14 protein-coding genes and 1 tRNA gene are annotated in these 15,298 nt (G+C 67.3%); 7 read left to right on the top strand and 8 right to left on the bottom strand.

Translation table 11 applies throughout. The features are described 5' to 3' along the window. Positions 1 to 14: 14 nt before the first annotated feature. The 6 genes from ACLQ3B_RS33035 to ACLQ3B_RS33010 all read left to right on the top strand — a co-directional run bounded on the left by ACLQ3B_RS33035 (position 15) and on the right by ACLQ3B_RS33010 (position 5,322). A complete protein-coding gene (locus ACLQ3B_RS33035) occupies positions 15 to 1,025 on the top strand; it encodes a segregation and condensation protein A (RefSeq protein ID WP_425784589.1) in 1,011 nt (336 codons plus the stop codon). Then, positions 1,018 to 2,001 carry an SMC-Scp complex subunit ScpB gene (gene scpB, locus ACLQ3B_RS33030; protein ID WP_425784588.1) on the top strand — a complete coding sequence of 328 codons (984 nt, stop codon included), beginning with the start codon at positions 1,018 to 1,020 and terminating at the stop codon, positions 1,999 to 2,001. Before ACLQ3B_RS33035 ends, scpB begins: the two co-directional genes overlap by 8 nt. Then, positions 1,988 to 2,758, top strand: a complete 771-nt coding sequence (locus ACLQ3B_RS33025) for a pseudouridine synthase (RefSeq protein ID WP_425784587.1) — start codon at positions 1,988 to 1,990, stop codon at positions 2,756 to 2,758. Before scpB ends, ACLQ3B_RS33025 begins: the two co-directional genes overlap by 14 nt. Positions 2,759 to 2,953: 195 nt before the next feature. Beyond that, a complete protein-coding gene (cmk, locus tag ACLQ3B_RS33020) occupies positions 2,954 to 3,634 on the top strand; it encodes a (d)CMP kinase (protein WP_425784586.1) in 681 nt (226 codons plus the stop codon). Beyond that, positions 3,631 to 5,037 (top strand): ribosome biogenesis GTPase Der, encoded by a 1,407-nt coding sequence (gene der / locus ACLQ3B_RS33015; RefSeq protein ID WP_425784585.1) that lies wholly within the window; start codon positions 3,631 to 3,633, stop codon positions 5,035 to 5,037. The genes cmk and der overlap by 4 nt, the downstream gene beginning before the upstream one ends. Before the next feature lie 211 nt (positions 5,038 to 5,248). Further along, positions 5,249 to 5,322: transfer RNA gene (locus ACLQ3B_RS33010), tRNA-Pro, on the top strand. Between the two features lie 293 nt (positions 5,323 to 5,615). Here the strand turns inward: ACLQ3B_RS33010 and ACLQ3B_RS33005 are convergent. From ACLQ3B_RS33005 to ACLQ3B_RS32995, 3 genes are all read right to left on the bottom strand, one after another. Beyond that, positions 5,616 to 9,785, bottom strand: coding sequence for a hypothetical protein (locus tag ACLQ3B_RS33005; protein ID WP_425784584.1), 4,170 nt, complete (start codon positions 9,783 to 9,785; stop codon positions 5,616 to 5,618). Positions 9,786 to 9,797: 12 nt separating this feature from the next. After that, positions 9,798 to 10,106 (bottom strand): hypothetical protein, encoded by a 309-nt coding sequence (locus ACLQ3B_RS33000; RefSeq protein ID WP_425784583.1) that lies wholly within the window; start codon positions 10,104 to 10,106, stop codon positions 9,798 to 9,800. A gap of 694 nt (positions 10,107 to 10,800) precedes the next feature. Beyond that, positions 10,801 to 11,838 carry an endonuclease/exonuclease/phosphatase family protein gene (locus ACLQ3B_RS32995; protein ID WP_425784582.1) on the bottom strand — a complete coding sequence of 346 codons (1,038 nt, stop codon included), beginning with the start codon at positions 11,836 to 11,838 and terminating at the stop codon, positions 10,801 to 10,803. Between the two features lie 402 nt (positions 11,839 to 12,240). On the opposite strand from ACLQ3B_RS32995, the gene ACLQ3B_RS32990 reads away from it, so the two are divergent. Further along, complete coding sequence (locus ACLQ3B_RS32990) at positions 12,241 to 12,903, top strand: HNH endonuclease family protein (RefSeq protein ID WP_425784581.1); 663 nt, start codon at positions 12,241 to 12,243, stop codon at positions 12,901 to 12,903. Positions 12,904 to 12,954: 51 nt separating this feature from the next. On the opposite strand, the gene ACLQ3B_RS32985 is transcribed toward ACLQ3B_RS32990, so the two are convergent. The 5 genes from ACLQ3B_RS32985 to ACLQ3B_RS32965 form a co-directional block, all read right to left on the bottom strand. Next, positions 12,955 to 13,206: a hypothetical protein gene (locus tag ACLQ3B_RS32985; RefSeq protein WP_425784580.1), complete on the bottom strand. Its 252-nt coding sequence runs from the start codon at positions 13,204 to 13,206 to the stop codon at positions 12,955 to 12,957. A gap of 129 nt (positions 13,207 to 13,335) precedes the next feature. Next, complete coding sequence (locus tag ACLQ3B_RS32980) at positions 13,336 to 13,569, bottom strand: hypothetical protein (RefSeq protein ID WP_425784579.1); 234 nt, start codon at positions 13,567 to 13,569, stop codon at positions 13,336 to 13,338. Next, complete coding sequence (locus ACLQ3B_RS32975) at positions 13,569 to 13,727, bottom strand: hypothetical protein (protein WP_425784578.1); 159 nt, start codon at positions 13,725 to 13,727, stop codon at positions 13,569 to 13,571. Before ACLQ3B_RS32975 ends, ACLQ3B_RS32980 begins: the two co-directional genes overlap by 1 nt. Before the next feature lie 152 nt (positions 13,728 to 13,879). Then, complete coding sequence (locus ACLQ3B_RS32970) at positions 13,880 to 14,134, bottom strand: DUF6745 domain-containing protein (RefSeq protein ID WP_425784577.1); 255 nt, start codon at positions 14,132 to 14,134, stop codon at positions 13,880 to 13,882. A 234-nt stretch (positions 14,135 to 14,368) separates the two neighbouring features. Further along, a complete protein-coding gene (locus tag ACLQ3B_RS32965; RefSeq protein WP_425784576.1) occupies positions 14,369 to 15,184 on the bottom strand; it encodes a hypothetical protein in 816 nt (271 codons plus the stop codon). Positions 15,185 to 15,298 lie beyond the last annotated feature (114 nt).

The following is a 15,298-nucleotide window of genomic DNA, read 5'->3' as shown; positions in this document are numbered from 1 at the left end:
ACTACGGTCGTCCGGTGACCGCGCCACCCATCGACCCGCCCGAGACCGCCGCCGCGGCCGTGGTCGACGGTGTGCAGCCCGCTGGGTTCACGGTCCGGCTGGCCAACTTCACCGGCCCGTTCGACCTGCTGCTGCAACTGATCGGCAAGCACAAACTCGACGTCACCGAGGTGGCCCTGCACACGGTCACCGACGAGTTCATCGCCTACATCAGGGCGATGGGCGACGACTGGGACCTGGACGAGGCCAGCGAGTTCCTGCTCATCGCCGCGACCCTGCTCGACCTGAAGGCGGCCCGGCTGCTGCCCGCCGCCGACGTGGAGGACGAGGCCGACCTCGCCCTGCTGGAGGCACGGGACCTGCTCTTCGCCCGGCTGTTGCAGTACAAGGCGTACAAGGAGGCGGCGGCGCACATCGCCGAGCTGGAGGCCGTCGGCGGCCGACGGTATCCGCGCGCGGTGAGCCTGGAGGCCCGTTACGCCGAGGCGCTGCCCGATTTGGTGCTCGGCATCGGCCCCCAGCGGTTGCTGAGGTTGGCCGTGAAGGCGATGACCCCCAAGCCGGTGCCGGAGGTCTCCATCGCCCACGTGCACATGGTCCGGGTCAGTGTCCGAGAACACGCGGCCATCCTCGCCACCCGGCTGCGCCGGGCCGGGACTGCGACGTTCTCGCTGCTGTGCGCCGACTGCGAGGCCACCCTGGAGGTGGTGGCCCGGTTCCTCGCGCTGCTGGAGCTGTACCGGGAGGGCCTGGTGTCCTTCGTGCAGGAGCAGGCCCTGGAGGAGCTGACCGTGCGCTGGACCGGCCCGACCGACGGCGACACCGAACTGCACGTCGACGAGTACGCCGGCGCCCCGGCCGACCCGGACCCTACCGGGCCCGGGCTTGAGCTGGTTGGGCCTGAGCTGGTTGGGGCTGAGCTGGTTGGGGCTGAGCCTGAGCTGGGTGGGGCTGAGCCTGAGGTGACGGGGGAGGCCGACGGGCCGGACGGGACGGGGACGGCGGAGGATGAGCGGGATGAGTGACGAGGAACGCGGGGACTCGCTGGCCGACCAGGCCGCCGCCTGGGTGCCCCCGTGGGACCGCCCCCGCCCGCCCGCCGCCGCGAGCGCCCCCGCCGACACCGAAGCCCTCCCGAACGAGCCAACCCCCATCCCAGACGAGGCAACCCCCACCTCAGACGCGTCAGCCCCACCGTCGAACGAGTCGACCCCGGCTCCGCTGCCGGATCAGGAAGATCTTGGAGGGAAGCCGCCCCTCCGAGGGCCGGAAGCTTCCAAGATTTCCGCTGAGCCGGACGGGAACGCGTCGGGCCCGGAGTCGGATTTGGGCTCGGGGGCAACCGAGGGCTCGGCGGGGGAGCCGGTGGAGCCGGGCGCGTCTGGGGACGTACCCCGGCGGCAGGTGGCGGGGCGGCGGCGGGCGACGGCCGCGCCGGAGCCCGCGCCCGAGCTGTCCGACACCGAGCTGCGCGGCGCGTTGGAGGCGATCCTGCTTGTCGTCGACGAGCCGGTCAGCGAGCTGGTGCTGGCCCAGGTGCTGGAGCAGCCCGCCGAGCGGGTCGGGCCGATGCTCGACGAGATCGCCGCCGGTTACACCGCGGCCGGGCACGGGTTCGAGCTGCGCCGGGCGGCCGGCGGGTGGCGGCTGTACACCCGGCCGGAATACGCTACGTACGTCGAGCGGTTCGTGTTGGACGGGCAGTCCGTGCGACTGACCCAGGCGGCGTTGGAGACGCTCGCCGTGGTTGCGTACAAGCAGCCGGTGACCCGTTCGCGAATCTCAGCCATCCGGGGTGTGAACTGCGACGGGGTGATCCGTACGCTGGTCACCCGCGGCCTCATCGAGGAGTGCGGCACCGAAACGGACAGCGGGGCGTTCCTGTACCGGACCACCACGCTGTTCCTGGAGAAGCTCGGGCTGAACACCGTCGACGAGCTGCCGCCCCTCGCACCCTTCCTGCCCGACGACGTAGAAGAGCTTGCTGATGCGACCCGATAACCGTTCCCCGAAACCCGACGCTCCCGTCTACGAGGGGGCTGAGCGCCTGCAGAAGGTGCTCGCCGCCGCCGGCGTGGGTTCCCGGCGCGCCTGTGAGGACCTGATCTTCCGTCGCCGGGTCACCGTGGACGGGCGGGTCGCCAAGCTCGGCGACAAGGTCGACCCGGCCACCTCCGTGATCCACGTGGACGGGGAGCGCCTCCAGGTCGACGTCCGCCTGGTCTACGTGGCGATGAACAAGCCGCGCGGGGTGGTCACCTCCATGGCGGACGACAAGGGCCGCAACGAGCTGTCCGACTTCATCGGCGCCCGGCTGGAGCAGCGGGTCTACCACGTCGGGCGGCTCGACGCGGACAGCGAGGGCCTGCTGCTGCTCACCAACGACGGCACCCTCGCGCACAAGCTCATGCACCCGTCGTACCAGGTGCTGAAGACCTACCTCGCCGAGGTGGTCGGGCCGATCCCGCGCAACCTGAGCAAGCGGCTGCTGGCCGGCGTCGAGCTGGAGGACGGGCCGGTCACTGTCGACTCGTTCAGGGTGGTGGACACTCTGGGTAAATCCGCCCAGGTGGAGCTGAGCCTGCACGAGGGCCGCAAGCACATCGTCCGGCGGCTGATGGAGGAGGTCGGCCACCCGGTCACCCGGCTGGTGCGTACCTCGATCGGGCCCATCCGGCTGGGTGAACTGCGGACCGGGCGGATCCGGCGGTTGACCAACGCCGAGGTCGCCGCCCTGTTCAACGCGGTGGGTGACTGACCCCCGAGTTCGGGGTAGGGCAGCCGGTAGGCTCCACCGATGGCCGGGACGCGGCCGTCCGGGTGGCGTGGGTCGCCTCCGGCGGCGTCGCGCGTGGGTCCGTCAGCGGACCCGGGCATGATTGATGACGATTGACAACCGCTTGCGGCGCCAGCTCACCGGGCGATCCGTGAGGTACGGGCTGAGGAGGACACGGTGCAGGAAAACGTACGGACCGGGCGATGTGTGGTCGCTGTGGACGGGCCGTCCGGTTCGGGTAAGTCCACCGTGTCGCGGCGGCTCGCCGTCGCGATCGGTGCGCGCTACCTGGATACCGGGGCGATGTACCGGGCGATCACGTGGGCCGTGTTGCGCTCCGGCGTGGACCTCGCCGACGCCGCGTCGGTGGCCAAGGTCGCCAGCGGGGTCAAGCTGCACATCGGCACCCACCCGCAGGGGTACGCCGTGACCGTCGACGGCACGGGCGTGGACGCGGATATCCGGGGCCCGGAGGTGACCGGTGCGGTTTCCGCCGTCGCCGCCGTGCCGGCCGTCCGTGAGCTGCTCGTCACCCGACAGCGCGAGATGATCGCCAACGCTCGTCGGATGGTGGTCGAGGGTCGCGACATCGGCTCCGTCGTGGCGCCGGACGCTGACCTGAAGGTCTTCCTGACCGCCTCCGAGGCGGCCCGTGCGGCCCGGCGCAGCGCCGAGGACGCCGCCGACGTGGCGGCCACGGCCGCCGACCTCGCGCGGCGGGACCGTCTCGACTCGACCCGCAAGGTCAACCCGCTGGCCCAGGCGCCCGACGCGGTGGTGCTGGACACCACCGAGCTGGGCATCGACGAGGTCGTGGCACGGCTGCGCGACCTGCTCACCGAGCGGGGCGTGGCATGAGTAGCGATGGTGGTGGGTGGGTCGAGCTGCGGGAGCCCGACGTCATCGTCGAGCAACCGACCGGCCCCCAGCCGGTGGTGGCCGTCGTCGGCCGCCCCAACGTGGGCAAGTCGACGCTTGTCAACAGGATCATCGGCCGCCGGCAGGCGGTCGTCGAGGACGTCCCCGGTGTGACCCGCGACCGGGTCCCGTACGACGCGCAGTGGAACGGCCGCGCGTTCACCGTGGTGGACACCGGCGGCTGGGAACCGGACGCGAAGGACCGGGCCGCGGCCATCGCGGCGCAGGCCGAGACGGCTGTCGTCACCGCCGACGTGGTGCTCTTCGTGGTCGACGCGATGGTGGGCTCCACCGACGTGGACGAAGCCGCGGTGAAGATGCTGCGGCGCAGCGCCAAACCGGTGATCCTGATCGCGAACAAGGCCGACAACACCTCCATCGAGATGGAGGCCACGTCGCTGTGGTCGCTGGGCCTCGGTGAGCCGTTCCCGGTGTCCGCGCTGCACGGACGCGGCTCCGGCGACCTGCTGGACGCCATCCTCGCCGCGCTGCCGGAGGCACCGGCGATCGTGGAGAACCGTCCGCGCGGACCGCGCCGGGTGGCGCTGGTCGGGCGGCCGAACGTCGGTAAGTCCAGCCTGCTCAACCGGTTCTCCGGCGAGGAGCGGGCGGTCGTCGACTCGGTGGCGGGCACCACTGTGGACCCGGTGGACAGCCTGGTCGAGATCGGCGGTCAGACCTGGCAACTGGTCGACACGGCCGGGCTGCGCAAGCGGGTCGGCAAGGCCAGTGGCACCGAGTACTACGCCAGCCTGCGTACCGCCGGCGCGATCGAGGCCGCCGAGGTGGCCGTGGTATTGCTGGACTCCAGCGAGCCGATCAGCGAGCAGGACCAGCGGATCCTGTCGATGGTGACCGAGTCGGGCCGGGCGTTGGTTATCGCGTTCAACAAGTGGGACCTGGTCGACGCCGACCGCCGGTACTACCTGGACAAGGAAATCGACCGGGAGCTGCGCCGCATCCCCTGGGCGATCCGGCTGAACCTGTCGGCGATGACCGGCCGTGCCGTGGACAAGCTGGCACCGGCCCTGAACAAGGCGCTGGCCAGCTGGGAAACCCGCGTGCCGACCGCGCACCTCAACCAGTGGCTGACCGCGCTGGTGCAGGCCACCCCCCACCCGGTCCGTGGTGGACGGGCGCCGCGGATCCTGTTCGCGACGCAGGCCGGTGTCGCGCCGCCACGGTTCGTGCTCTTCACCACGGGCCCGCTGGACGCCGGCTACCAGCGCTTCGTCGAGCGCAAGCTCCGCGAGGAATTCGGGTACGAGGGCAGCCCCATCGAGATCTCGGTCCGCCCGCGCAAGAAGCTCGGCCCCGGCGGCCGAGGCAAGGCGCACGGCTGACGCGCTCCAGTTCTGCCGAATGCCGGATGGGCGATCCTGCCCATCCGGCATTTCCCTACCCAACCCCACCCTCCTAGGACGCTTTAGGGGTTGTGCGGTGGCTCCTTGTGGGGTGGTTCGGTTGCGTCGCGACGCCGGTGGGGCCTGTGCGGACGGGCCGGAGCTGCTGCGCTAAGCTGTACCGGCTGCCGCGGGGGAAACCACGCGGGGGCGGGACGTGGCGCAGCTTGGTAGCGCACTTGACTGGGGGTCAAGGGGTCGTCGGTTCGAATCCGGCCGTCCCGACAGAGAAGAAGCCCTGACCAGCGGAAACGCTGGTCAGGGCTTTAAGTTTGTCTATGGGGTTTTGAACCGTCCCCCGAAAACCCCCCTTATGGACGCAGCAGGCAGGTTGGCCGCTCTGGTTCACCAACGAGGCGACGTGACGGGGTGATGGACGGTGAAGGCTGCCGCTGGGCGGTGTTGACGAACTTAAGGCGTCGCAACCCAACTTCATCGCGAAACTGACACCAACCGACCTCGTCGACGTTGTTGTCGACGTGGTCAGTGGGGCCACCGTCCTTCGGTATGGCGTGGATTCACGCGAGTGGCATGCAGTTTTCGATCGCTCGGTCGCCGCCGTAGTCGGCGATCAAGGCAGCAGTCTCGGGGATTACCGTTTGGAGCAGGTTGAGGCTGTCTGCGGTGCGCAAGGCGTGGCGGAATAGTCGGCGTACTTGTGGATCGGCTATGCCGCCGGCGCGGAGGTGGGCGTTTCGTGCGGCCCGTGCTAACGACGACGAGAGTCTTGATCGCTCAAGGGGGGTAGTGGGTGTGGCGGTGCAGCATAGTTGTATGGCTTCGTCGAGAATGCCAACAGATAGTGTCGGAATGAGTGCTGCAACCAGGTCGACGCGCTCGGCATGATCTTCAAGTCTCGATATTAGGTCAAGGATCTTTCGGCTTGCTCCTGCTGTGTCGGCCCCGGATGTGCTACCCATCAATGCCAGGTAGTAGGCGACCAATCTCCGAGCGCTCTTCTCAGCATCGTGCCTATTGATCCAGGTCGAAGATTTGGCGAGCAGCTCGGAGTACATGGTCTCGATAATGGCTCGGGGTAGCCGTGGAGCGAGCGCGGTGATCACGTCCCGCTGCTGATGGCCGTCGAAATGTTGGATCAGGAGGAGCGCGATGCTGGCTTGATCCTCGGTGAGTGCGTCTGCGATGGCACACAAGGCCGCGCCGCACTTATAGGGGTCCGGGATTGCTGCGAGGGCATCCAGTAGGTCGCCGAGGCGTCCGGGCATGTGCGTCGCCGTCAACTGCGTCACAGCGGTGAGCGCCTCGTTGTCCATTTCGCTGGGTGCGCTGATGGCTTCGTTTACGGCCTGCTCGACAAGGCTGCCCCGCTCGGGCTCCGTGACCCAGTCCTGGACATCCCGTAAAAGCGACCATCTTTCTTTGTCGGTGCTGTCTGTGACGGACTTCAGCGCCACCGCTACCAGCTTGTCGCGTTGCTCTTCGGTGATGATCGGGGCGACGAGCCGGAACGCCGCGGGCTGCCAGCCGCTTTCGAGGCTCGGCAACACCTCGCCCAGTATCCGCTGCCGAAGTTCCCCCTGCGCCCGTGCCGCGACGCGGCTGAGTGAGATCTGTCGGAGGTCTCTCCACCAGATAGAGCGCGCGAGTTCGGCAGCGCGTTCGAGCGCGCTGTCCGGCAACTGAGCTGTGATCTCCTTGAGTGCGCGGTGGGTGCTTTCCCCCTTCGCGTATGGAACCAGCCCGGCCAGTAGCCGCGTGCAGGCCCGCTCTCGCCGCGATTCGGCTAGGTACGGGGTCAGGGCGGCGCCCGCCACGATCCGTGAATACTCGTAGTGGTCGCGGGATTGTAGAGCTACAAGGGCTTCCCGAAGAAGCGCTGTGGGCAGCAGCGGGACCACGATGTTGGCTGAACGGGCTCGCTCGAAGAGGTGTAGTTCGGTGAGCGCCTCAATTGCTTGGGAGCCCACCTTCCTGGCCTGTCGGGCGTGCATGTGCGGTAGCAGGCGGGCCAGCGCGAGGCTGCGATATTCAGGGCTGGTGACGCGTCGCGCGTGGTCCAACATGGTTTCGGCGTGCTCGGCTGGCGTATTACCCGCTAGCACTGCCATCACTTGGTCGCGTTGGTTCTCATCGCCGAGGTCAGTAGTCACGGCCAGCGCGTCGGGGAATAGTCGGGCCGGTACCGAACCAACGATCGTGGCGAGAGCCTGCGTCGCGGCATGACTAGGTGGTAGTGCCTGGATCGTCTGCATTGCACTAACGAATTCGGTTGGGTTGAGTCTGGGTGCCAGCGAGGTGAGTATTGGTGCGGCAAGAGCCAGCGGGAGAGTCTGAGCAGCGGCGAGTGCCGAAGGGAGCAGGTCCCCGGGCAGATCGGCGATAATATTGCGAAGGATGCTGGCTCGTTCGTAGTCGTCGGTGTCGCGGCAGCGGACGAGCAAGTCGGCAGCCATCTGGGTGATGGGGTCGCTGGGCGCCAAGCGCAACAGTGGGGCCAGGCAACGCGCCTGATCGGAGAGTCTCGCCTGGCTGCTGGCGAATGCCGCACAAAGGGCGACGACGTCATCGGACTCTGGCGTCGGCATGCGACCGGCGAGCACCAGTGCTGCGGTCACCCGTAGGTCGTCGGAAGACACGAGCCCGCTGTGGTGAACGAGGGTCTTCGTTGCCCATCGGACTGCGCCCGTCGCTGTAGGCGGCTCGCGCAGCACACGGTCCCTGCCAAACATCGGTGTGGCCTCGGCGAGCTCGGCCACCTTAGCGGGATGGCTCGACGTGACGGCGCGTAGGAAATGCTCGACGTCGAAGACGGCGCGCCGCGATCGCCGACGGACCATGTCCAAAAGCCGAGGCAGGTCATTCTCTGGGAGCGTCCGGGCTACGGATTCCAGCGTGCCCAGGCCCCCGGGTGCCCGCGCGTCCAGCCGTAGATGGTGGAGGCTCTGCAGGATGATAGAGCGGATGCGATCCTGTTCGGCCGACGGCGCAAGCGGGTACAGCTCAGTGAGCGCGTCGATCTGTTCAGCGGGTTCGTGCAGCGCCAACGCGTATTCGATGGACTGCGACAGGTCCCATTGGCCGGCTTCAACGAGCCGTCGAAGCAGCGCCTTCGGAATCTGCTGCACACGGTCGGCCGCCATGGCCGCGAGCACGGCATACCATACTTCGGAGCCTAGGGACTTCGCGATACCGTTGCGGGCGAGGGCCTGCTCGGTTTCCCGTTCGGCTGCCGACCAGGCCATATCCACGTCGGCCAGGTAGCGATAGAGCGTTCCCGCTTGCTCGTGAGCGATGAACCAGACGCCCGCCCAGGCGGCTCGCGATGGTGCTCCGACGGTGAGCAAACGATGTAGTCGGTCCTGCGCCCCGGAGACGTTGAGGTGCTCGACGAGGTGGTGCAGCGGATATCGTTGATCGACTTCGGCTGCCGTAGGATCGTTCGCGAGTATTGGTAGGCCTTCGTCAAGGCCGCCGAAGAGGCGCAGGTAGTGCTGGGCGATGCGCAGGTGGGCCGGAGGCAGGGCCTCGTGTAACTCATCCACGGTTGCCTGGTGGCCGCTGCTGCTTGCGGGTGTCGTTTCGGTGAGGGCCTCGACCAAGCTCCGATGGTACATCGAGTAGCGGACAAGGTCGGTGTCGCGCCGCTCGCGCAGCAACGGCATCATTGGCCCACGACACATGCTCGAAACGTCCTGGCTGGCGACACCGGAGAAGGCTGCGAGGGTCTCCACCGACACGGGATCCCGCGCTGAAGCCAACGCTGCGAAGAGCCGCACCGCGTCGCCGCGGTCGGCGCATTCGACCAGACAGCGGTGTAAGTAGTCGATGTAGTACTGGCTCAGGTCCTTCGGCAGTCCGTCAAGGCCGTCGGGGCGTTGACGGCCCTCGCGTACATCATCGCAGAGGTGTTTCAGGTATACCCACAGCCCACCACTCGCTGCTGTTATGGACTCGACAAAGCCGGACTCGCTCATGCCGCTTCGGCCGAGTTTATCGACAAGATGCTTGCGGGCGAACCGTTCAACGAAGAGTCGGACGTCGGCGAGGTTCTCGCTCTGGTTCGCAGAAATCTGCATGTACTTCGAGGGTGACCCCAGACTCAGTCGCGTTCCTGTGCGGCAGGTGAGAACGAAGTAGACGCTGTCGGGCAGGACCAGCGGCAACCCGAGCGGACGGCCCGACGGGTGGGCCATCATCTCGTCCACACCGTCAACCACCAGGATCAGTCGACCGCTATCGCGGCGAACTACCTCCGCCGACGCGGCCAGGACGCTACCGAACCAGACCGGGTCGGCGGCACTGGCCGGCAAAGCTCCTCCTGGCGCAAACTCCTCCAACTCGTAGGCCTCGATCAACTGAACAGCGAGATTCGCAAGGGCCACGCCGGTGGGATCCCGGCGGGTCGCCTCCCCGAAATGTGCCGGGAAGGAGTTCTTCAACGCCAGTGACGCCGCGAGCGTCGTCTTGCCCATGCCCGCTGCGGCCTCAATAAGGAAGTACCCCCGCGGCTGTGTCCGGACGAACTCGTCGATGGCCCGATATGCCCAGTCGCGGCCAACGATTTCGTCCAGGTCGAGTCCGCCCAGCGTCGCGCTCGGATCCAGGTACACGTCGCGAAGGTGGCGGCTTGCCCCCTGCACCACCGTCGTCGTGATCGGTCCAACGTTGTTGCCCCCGATCACCACCGATCCGGACTCGCCGCCGGACACGCGCCTGCCGAAGGTCATCGCCACCCCTTCTTAGACGGTGTCCGAGTAAGGCGGCAGTTCGCGGCGCGGTTGGCTGACACGGACGCTAATAGATCCCGAATTGTCGCCGCCGATCACCACCGAGCCGGCACCGCCTCCACGCACGCCGACGCCGGTGTCATCGCTCGGAGATGCCAGCGCCAGCAGTTGTCCGCCCAGGCCGACAAGCACCAGGGCTCCCAGAGCCACCAACAGGGTCCAGCTCCAGCGATCAGTCAAAACGTTAGTGACCACCGCTGCGCATGCTGACGCCATACCAGCCACGACCAAGCCGGCAACCTGCCGAGCTTTCGTTGACACGCTAAACCTCCTTAAAGCGAGCAAACGAACGCGCCACCTTAATCGTTGACGACGGGCCGTAGCGCAGTCCAGCCCTCTCCGCTCTTCTGACCAGGCAGTCGGATCAGAACACTGGATCGTCGGGCTGATCGACCGAGTCGGCTGGTGGCCTGTCGATGCGGAGTCACAGTCGGTCGGGCATGGCGGGGAAACCAACCTCCCGATAGTTGGAAGAGGGGAAGGTTCGACTGCCGTGCTGGCGGGGCTTGCGGAGGCCCCGGCCTCGGGGCGCCAGCAGCGGGTCCATGCCATGCTTTTCTGTTTCCAGGTAAGGCGCATGACCCACAGCGGTGGATCGGGCGTGGTCCCAGGCACGCGTGGTTCGGATCTCGTAGACGTGGCATGACGGCAGTGGCTCCCCCGGGTCCCCCTTGCTGGCCTGCCACCGCAAGCTTTCTCCCCGCCCCAAACGTCGGTGCCCATCGGCCTGCTGGTAGCCCTCACTTAACCCCTGAGGTGAGCAGTTCGACCGATGCCGCTGTCATGTCCGCAGGGACCGCGGCGCCGACCGGTACATTCCGGTGACCCCCGACGAGGACAACTTCCAGTCAGGCGTGCTGCGGCGTGGATCGAGCCGGCCGAGCGGGTGCAACTGTCGACGTTGCGGCGCGTCGCTGACCGTTCAGTGGCGGAGCCTCCGGTGAGTGGTGCAGCGTCAGCTGAAGACAAGGTCGATGTATGCGGGATCGTGGTCGGACCCGTCACCGCTGATCTGGGTGCGGCGCATCACGTGCGCGGCGGTGACGGTCAGGTCGGGGGTCGTCCAGATCTGGTCGTAGAGGGCGAAGGTGGTGACGCCCTTTGCCCGGTGCCGGTGTGTCCAGATGGTGGGGGACAGGTCGGCGAACTTGTCGTCGACGAGGGTCCCGTCGCGGTTGGGGCCGGCGATCGTGGTGCCCCGTTGGATGTGTTCGGTGAGGTTCGCTTGTTGCAGGGCGGCGAGGGTCTCGGCGGCAGGGGCGTCGTTGAAGTCGCCGGTCACCACAACGCGGCGGGTCAGCCGCTGCCGGCGCAAAATCTTGGCGATCGCCGTGGCTTGGTCGCGGCGTCGTTCGGCAATCGCTTGTCGAGCGGCTGCGACCTCGGCGGGACTGAGGGTGTGTTCGTCGGTGATGAAGTTGCTCTTGAGGTGGTTGACCAGCACGTGCAGCGGTTTACCGTCCGGGGCGGCGATCTCGGCTTGAAGGAGGTCGCGGCCGAACACCGGTTCCCCGTTGGGGTTGGGCCAGAACCGCCAGGAGCTGATACGGGTGATCGGGTGGCGGGAGCAGATGGCAACGTCGATGCGGCGGGGGTCGTTGCCCTCCACGACTACGCGGTAGCGGTAGTCGATGCCCAGGGGGTGCAGGTCGTCGCGGTGGAACGTGTCAAGGGCGTCTTGGTCTTCGACTTCCTGCAGGCACAGCACGTCGGCGTTCAGGGCGGCGATGCGTCGTGCGATCCACGCCCGGGCTTTTGGGTCCTTGCCCTTCACGAGTCTGCCGCCGAAGGTGCGCAGGATCCCGCTCATGTGGGTGCCGTCAGGCAGGACCACCTCGACCACTGACGGTTGCTCGTTGCTCGGCCCGCCCACGTCCGGCGTAGCGTCGGTGGCGATCTCGGCGAGCGGGGAATTCGCTACGGTCCGGGAAAGCTCCGCCTGGAACGACCAGCGGGAGAACAGGTTGTTGGCGTTGAACGTCGCGATCCTCACAGCTACCGCCCGCTCCCACTGCCCATGGATCGGCCCTTAGATGAGCTTGACGATACGGTTCACCCGCCCAAGCGGGCAGCAACTATCAGCAAGCCGCCAATCCTGGAGCCAGCCGGCCCCGCCTTGGCTGCCATCCGCGGTGCGGTCCCGACGGACGCCACCGCACTGCACGGCTGGCTGAGAGCAGGCGGGTCCCTGCGGTGGTGCTGGATGATGCCGAAAGTTCGATGGCGGCATCCGCAACGAAAAGGCGGCACACGCCCCGCTGGGCCAGCTTGTGCCCGCACACCGGTGAAGTGCTTCGAAATTCCGTGGCTGCTTCTCGCCTCTTCACAAACACGCCTTTCGATGGACATGATCGTCAGAGACGGTTGCCGTCCACCCAGCGCCGAGGAGGCCCCCATGCGGGTAACCCGAGTTTCAGCCCGTTTCCCACGCATCACGCGCCACGCCGCCGCAGTCGTCCTCGCCGCCGCCCTGGTGGGCATCAGCGCACAGCCCGCGTCCGCCACACCCCCCGGAATCCCGTCGAAGGTGACGGCCCAGTCGCAGCTCAACGCCCTGACCGTGGCAACCCAAGGCTCGACCAGCGGCTACTCCCGTGACTTGTTCCCACACTGGATCACGATCAGCGGTAGCTGCAACACCCGCGAGCAGGTCCTCAAGCGCGACGGCACCTCCGTCGTCGTCGACAGTTCCTGCGCGGCCACCTCCGGCCGCTGGTACAGCCCGTACGACGGCGCCACGTGGACGGCGGCCTCCGATGTCGACATCGACCACGTGGTGCCCTTGGCGGAGGCGTGGCGCTCCGGTGCCAACTCGTGGACGACCAGCCGGCGGCAGAGCTTCGCCAACGACCTGAGCCGCCCGCAGCTGATCGCGGTGACGGACAACGTCAACCAGTCCAAGGGCGACCAGGACCCGTCGACCTGGCAGCCGCCGCTGTCGTCGTACCGGTGCACCTACAGCAAGATGTGGATCACCGTTAAATACAACTGGGGTCTGACGTTGCAGTCGTCGGAGAAGTCGGCCCTGCAGAGCATGCTCAACACCTGTAGCTCCTGACGACGGTCCGGCTGACGGTCTGCGTCCGAGGTGCGGGCCGTCAGCCCGGTGCTAGGTCTGCTGCGGCGGCTGGCTGTCGCCGGACTGCTTGCGCCACTGGCCGCCCGCGTCGGCGGCGAGCAGACGCTTGACCATGGCGAGCGCCTCCTCTTCGGTGTCGAACTCCCACCGCAGCACCCGGCCGGTCTCGCTGTCGCCGGCTCGGGCGGCGACCTTCCACCGGACCTCGCGGACGAGCCACACATCGCGGCGGCCCAGGCGACCCCAGATCCCGTTCCACCAGCGCGCCGCGATGTCCTCCACCAGGCAATCGTACAAGTGTTCGATCAGCGGATGATGTCGGGTAGCGGAGTGGTCGGGCTCGAGCGGTATTGTTCTCTGGTCGGAACACCGGCCGCTCCGGCTTCGCGCGGTTGGCCGCCCATGCTGACGTCACTGGTCCTGGGGGACGGGGCCGTCGTACCAGAAGGTTGACGGGTCGACCTCGCCGGCGCAGCGGAGGTAGCGGTGCTGCACCGGCTGGCTGGGATGCTCGCGGGCCCCGAGGTAGGCGCCGCTCTGCGGCAGGACGATGGCCTGCGGAAGGGATCCGTCGTCGTCAACTTCAATGTGGGTGATGCGGCCGTCCGCAGGTCCGCCGAGCAGCCATGCCTCGACGGCGGGCATCAGCGGCTGACCGTCAGTGTGGAGGCGGCTGTCAGCAGCCCGGCGATGGCGGCGAGGAGGGCGGCCGTTGCGCTAATGAGGCCGGTGGCACCGGCGAGGTGCTCCAGCGGTGTTGGCCTGTCCGTGCGCCGTGATCGGCTGCGTCCACCCCGGGTCATGGCTGCGCTCCTTCGTCATTGGATGGGACCTGGCGTCGTCCCTACGGAGGTACTTCAGCAGCGGTGGCCCAACCGATCAATCCCTGACCGCATCAGCTGTGGACAACTCAGGTGCCTGTGGATAACCAGATGATCACTGCGGGCTTCTGGGATCATGCGCCGCGCGTTGCCGACCCTGAGCGAGGTGGGCCGATGAGAACGCCGTCGCGGGCCCAGACTTGGTGGCCGTCGGGCCATTGGATGGCTGGCCCGTCGTCGGCATGGAGACGGTCCTGCTCGTCGAGCGTGAGCAGGGTGGGCCGCTCACTCATGACCACGGTTTCGGGAAAGGGCCACCAGGGTCCGCTGGTGAGCGCGACGTCGCGGCAGCTCTGCCAGGCGGCGCCGGGGTCCGTATCGAAAAGCACGGGGTAGTTCGTCGACGACGACCAGTATCGGCGGCGAGGCGATACTGAGGACCGACGTCGCGAACGCTCGGCCTTTCACCGGTAGAGGGCGTCCGCCAACGCGTCTGTCCGAGGTGAGCTGCCACCCCGGGGTGCAAGCCCCATGCGTCACCGACCGCGCGGGAGTGCCCAAGGGCCGGTAGGACTGCGGTAGTGGCGAGGGCGACCGCCTCGAGGGTCGGACGGCGCAGCTGGCTAGCGAGCCGTGTCTCGGTCAGCCTGCTGGGTATGCAGGTTGACGCCCGGATCCGCGAGAGACCGTTGATAGCTGGCCCGGGCTACCCGTTCTGTATTGGATCGGCTCGTGACGGATCTGCCGCCACTCACGCAGTCGTCGAGAAAGCGCGCCAACTGCTCGATGGCGTCGAGGAGTACGCGTATCCGATAGAGCTTCTCACCCCGCCCAGTCTCAAGGTGAACTCGGATTAGAGGGTCGAACCAAACCCTGGTGCTCGGATCGGCGAGCAGGTCGCAGAATTCTCGGTAGCTCCGCAGGCGTTGATCCTCTCGGTGCCATAGGTCGTGACCGATGCTGTTCTGCAACACGTAAGGGATCCCTCGGTCCTTGAGGAATCCGATCTGAACCTGCAGCAGCAGCTCCGCGAGCCTGGTGTCCACCGACGCGGTCAAGCGTAGGTAGGGCACGTTGTCCCGAACTCTCGCCGTGTGCACGAAAAGGCATGCGCTTAAATATACCGCTGAGGTCAGGCGTGCACCTTCACCAGTGAACCAGCTTGCACTCTTGCTGGAGATCTCCTCCGGTGCGGACACGACGTCCACCTCAGCGAACCGCCCGCCCGCTGCCTCGACGCGCTCTACCGTGTCGACCAAACGGAAATGGTTCTCGACCAGATGGAAGCGCAACGGGTTCAAGTACGACTCACGAAGCAGCCGGTGCTCGACGTCTAAGGCGCTGCGTCGCTGTTGGCGAGCAGCGAGGTATGCCGACAACATCGCGACGGCCAACGACGCGAGAGCTCCAACCGTTGCAGGGACGATGACGTGCATCATGCGCCCTCCCGATGCCCGCGGGTCTAGCGTCTACAGTGCAGCTGCACACCGACGACACTATCGACCGGCGGCAACGGCAGGCGGTGCACTCCTTAGCCTCTCTTCTGCCGCCCA

This window comes from Micromonospora sp. DT53, from assembly GCF_049841535.1.
Taxonomy (GTDB): Bacteria; Actinomycetota; Actinomycetes; order Mycobacteriales; family Micromonosporaceae; genus Micromonospora.
This window is presented reverse-complemented; position numbering and strand designations above follow the sequence as displayed.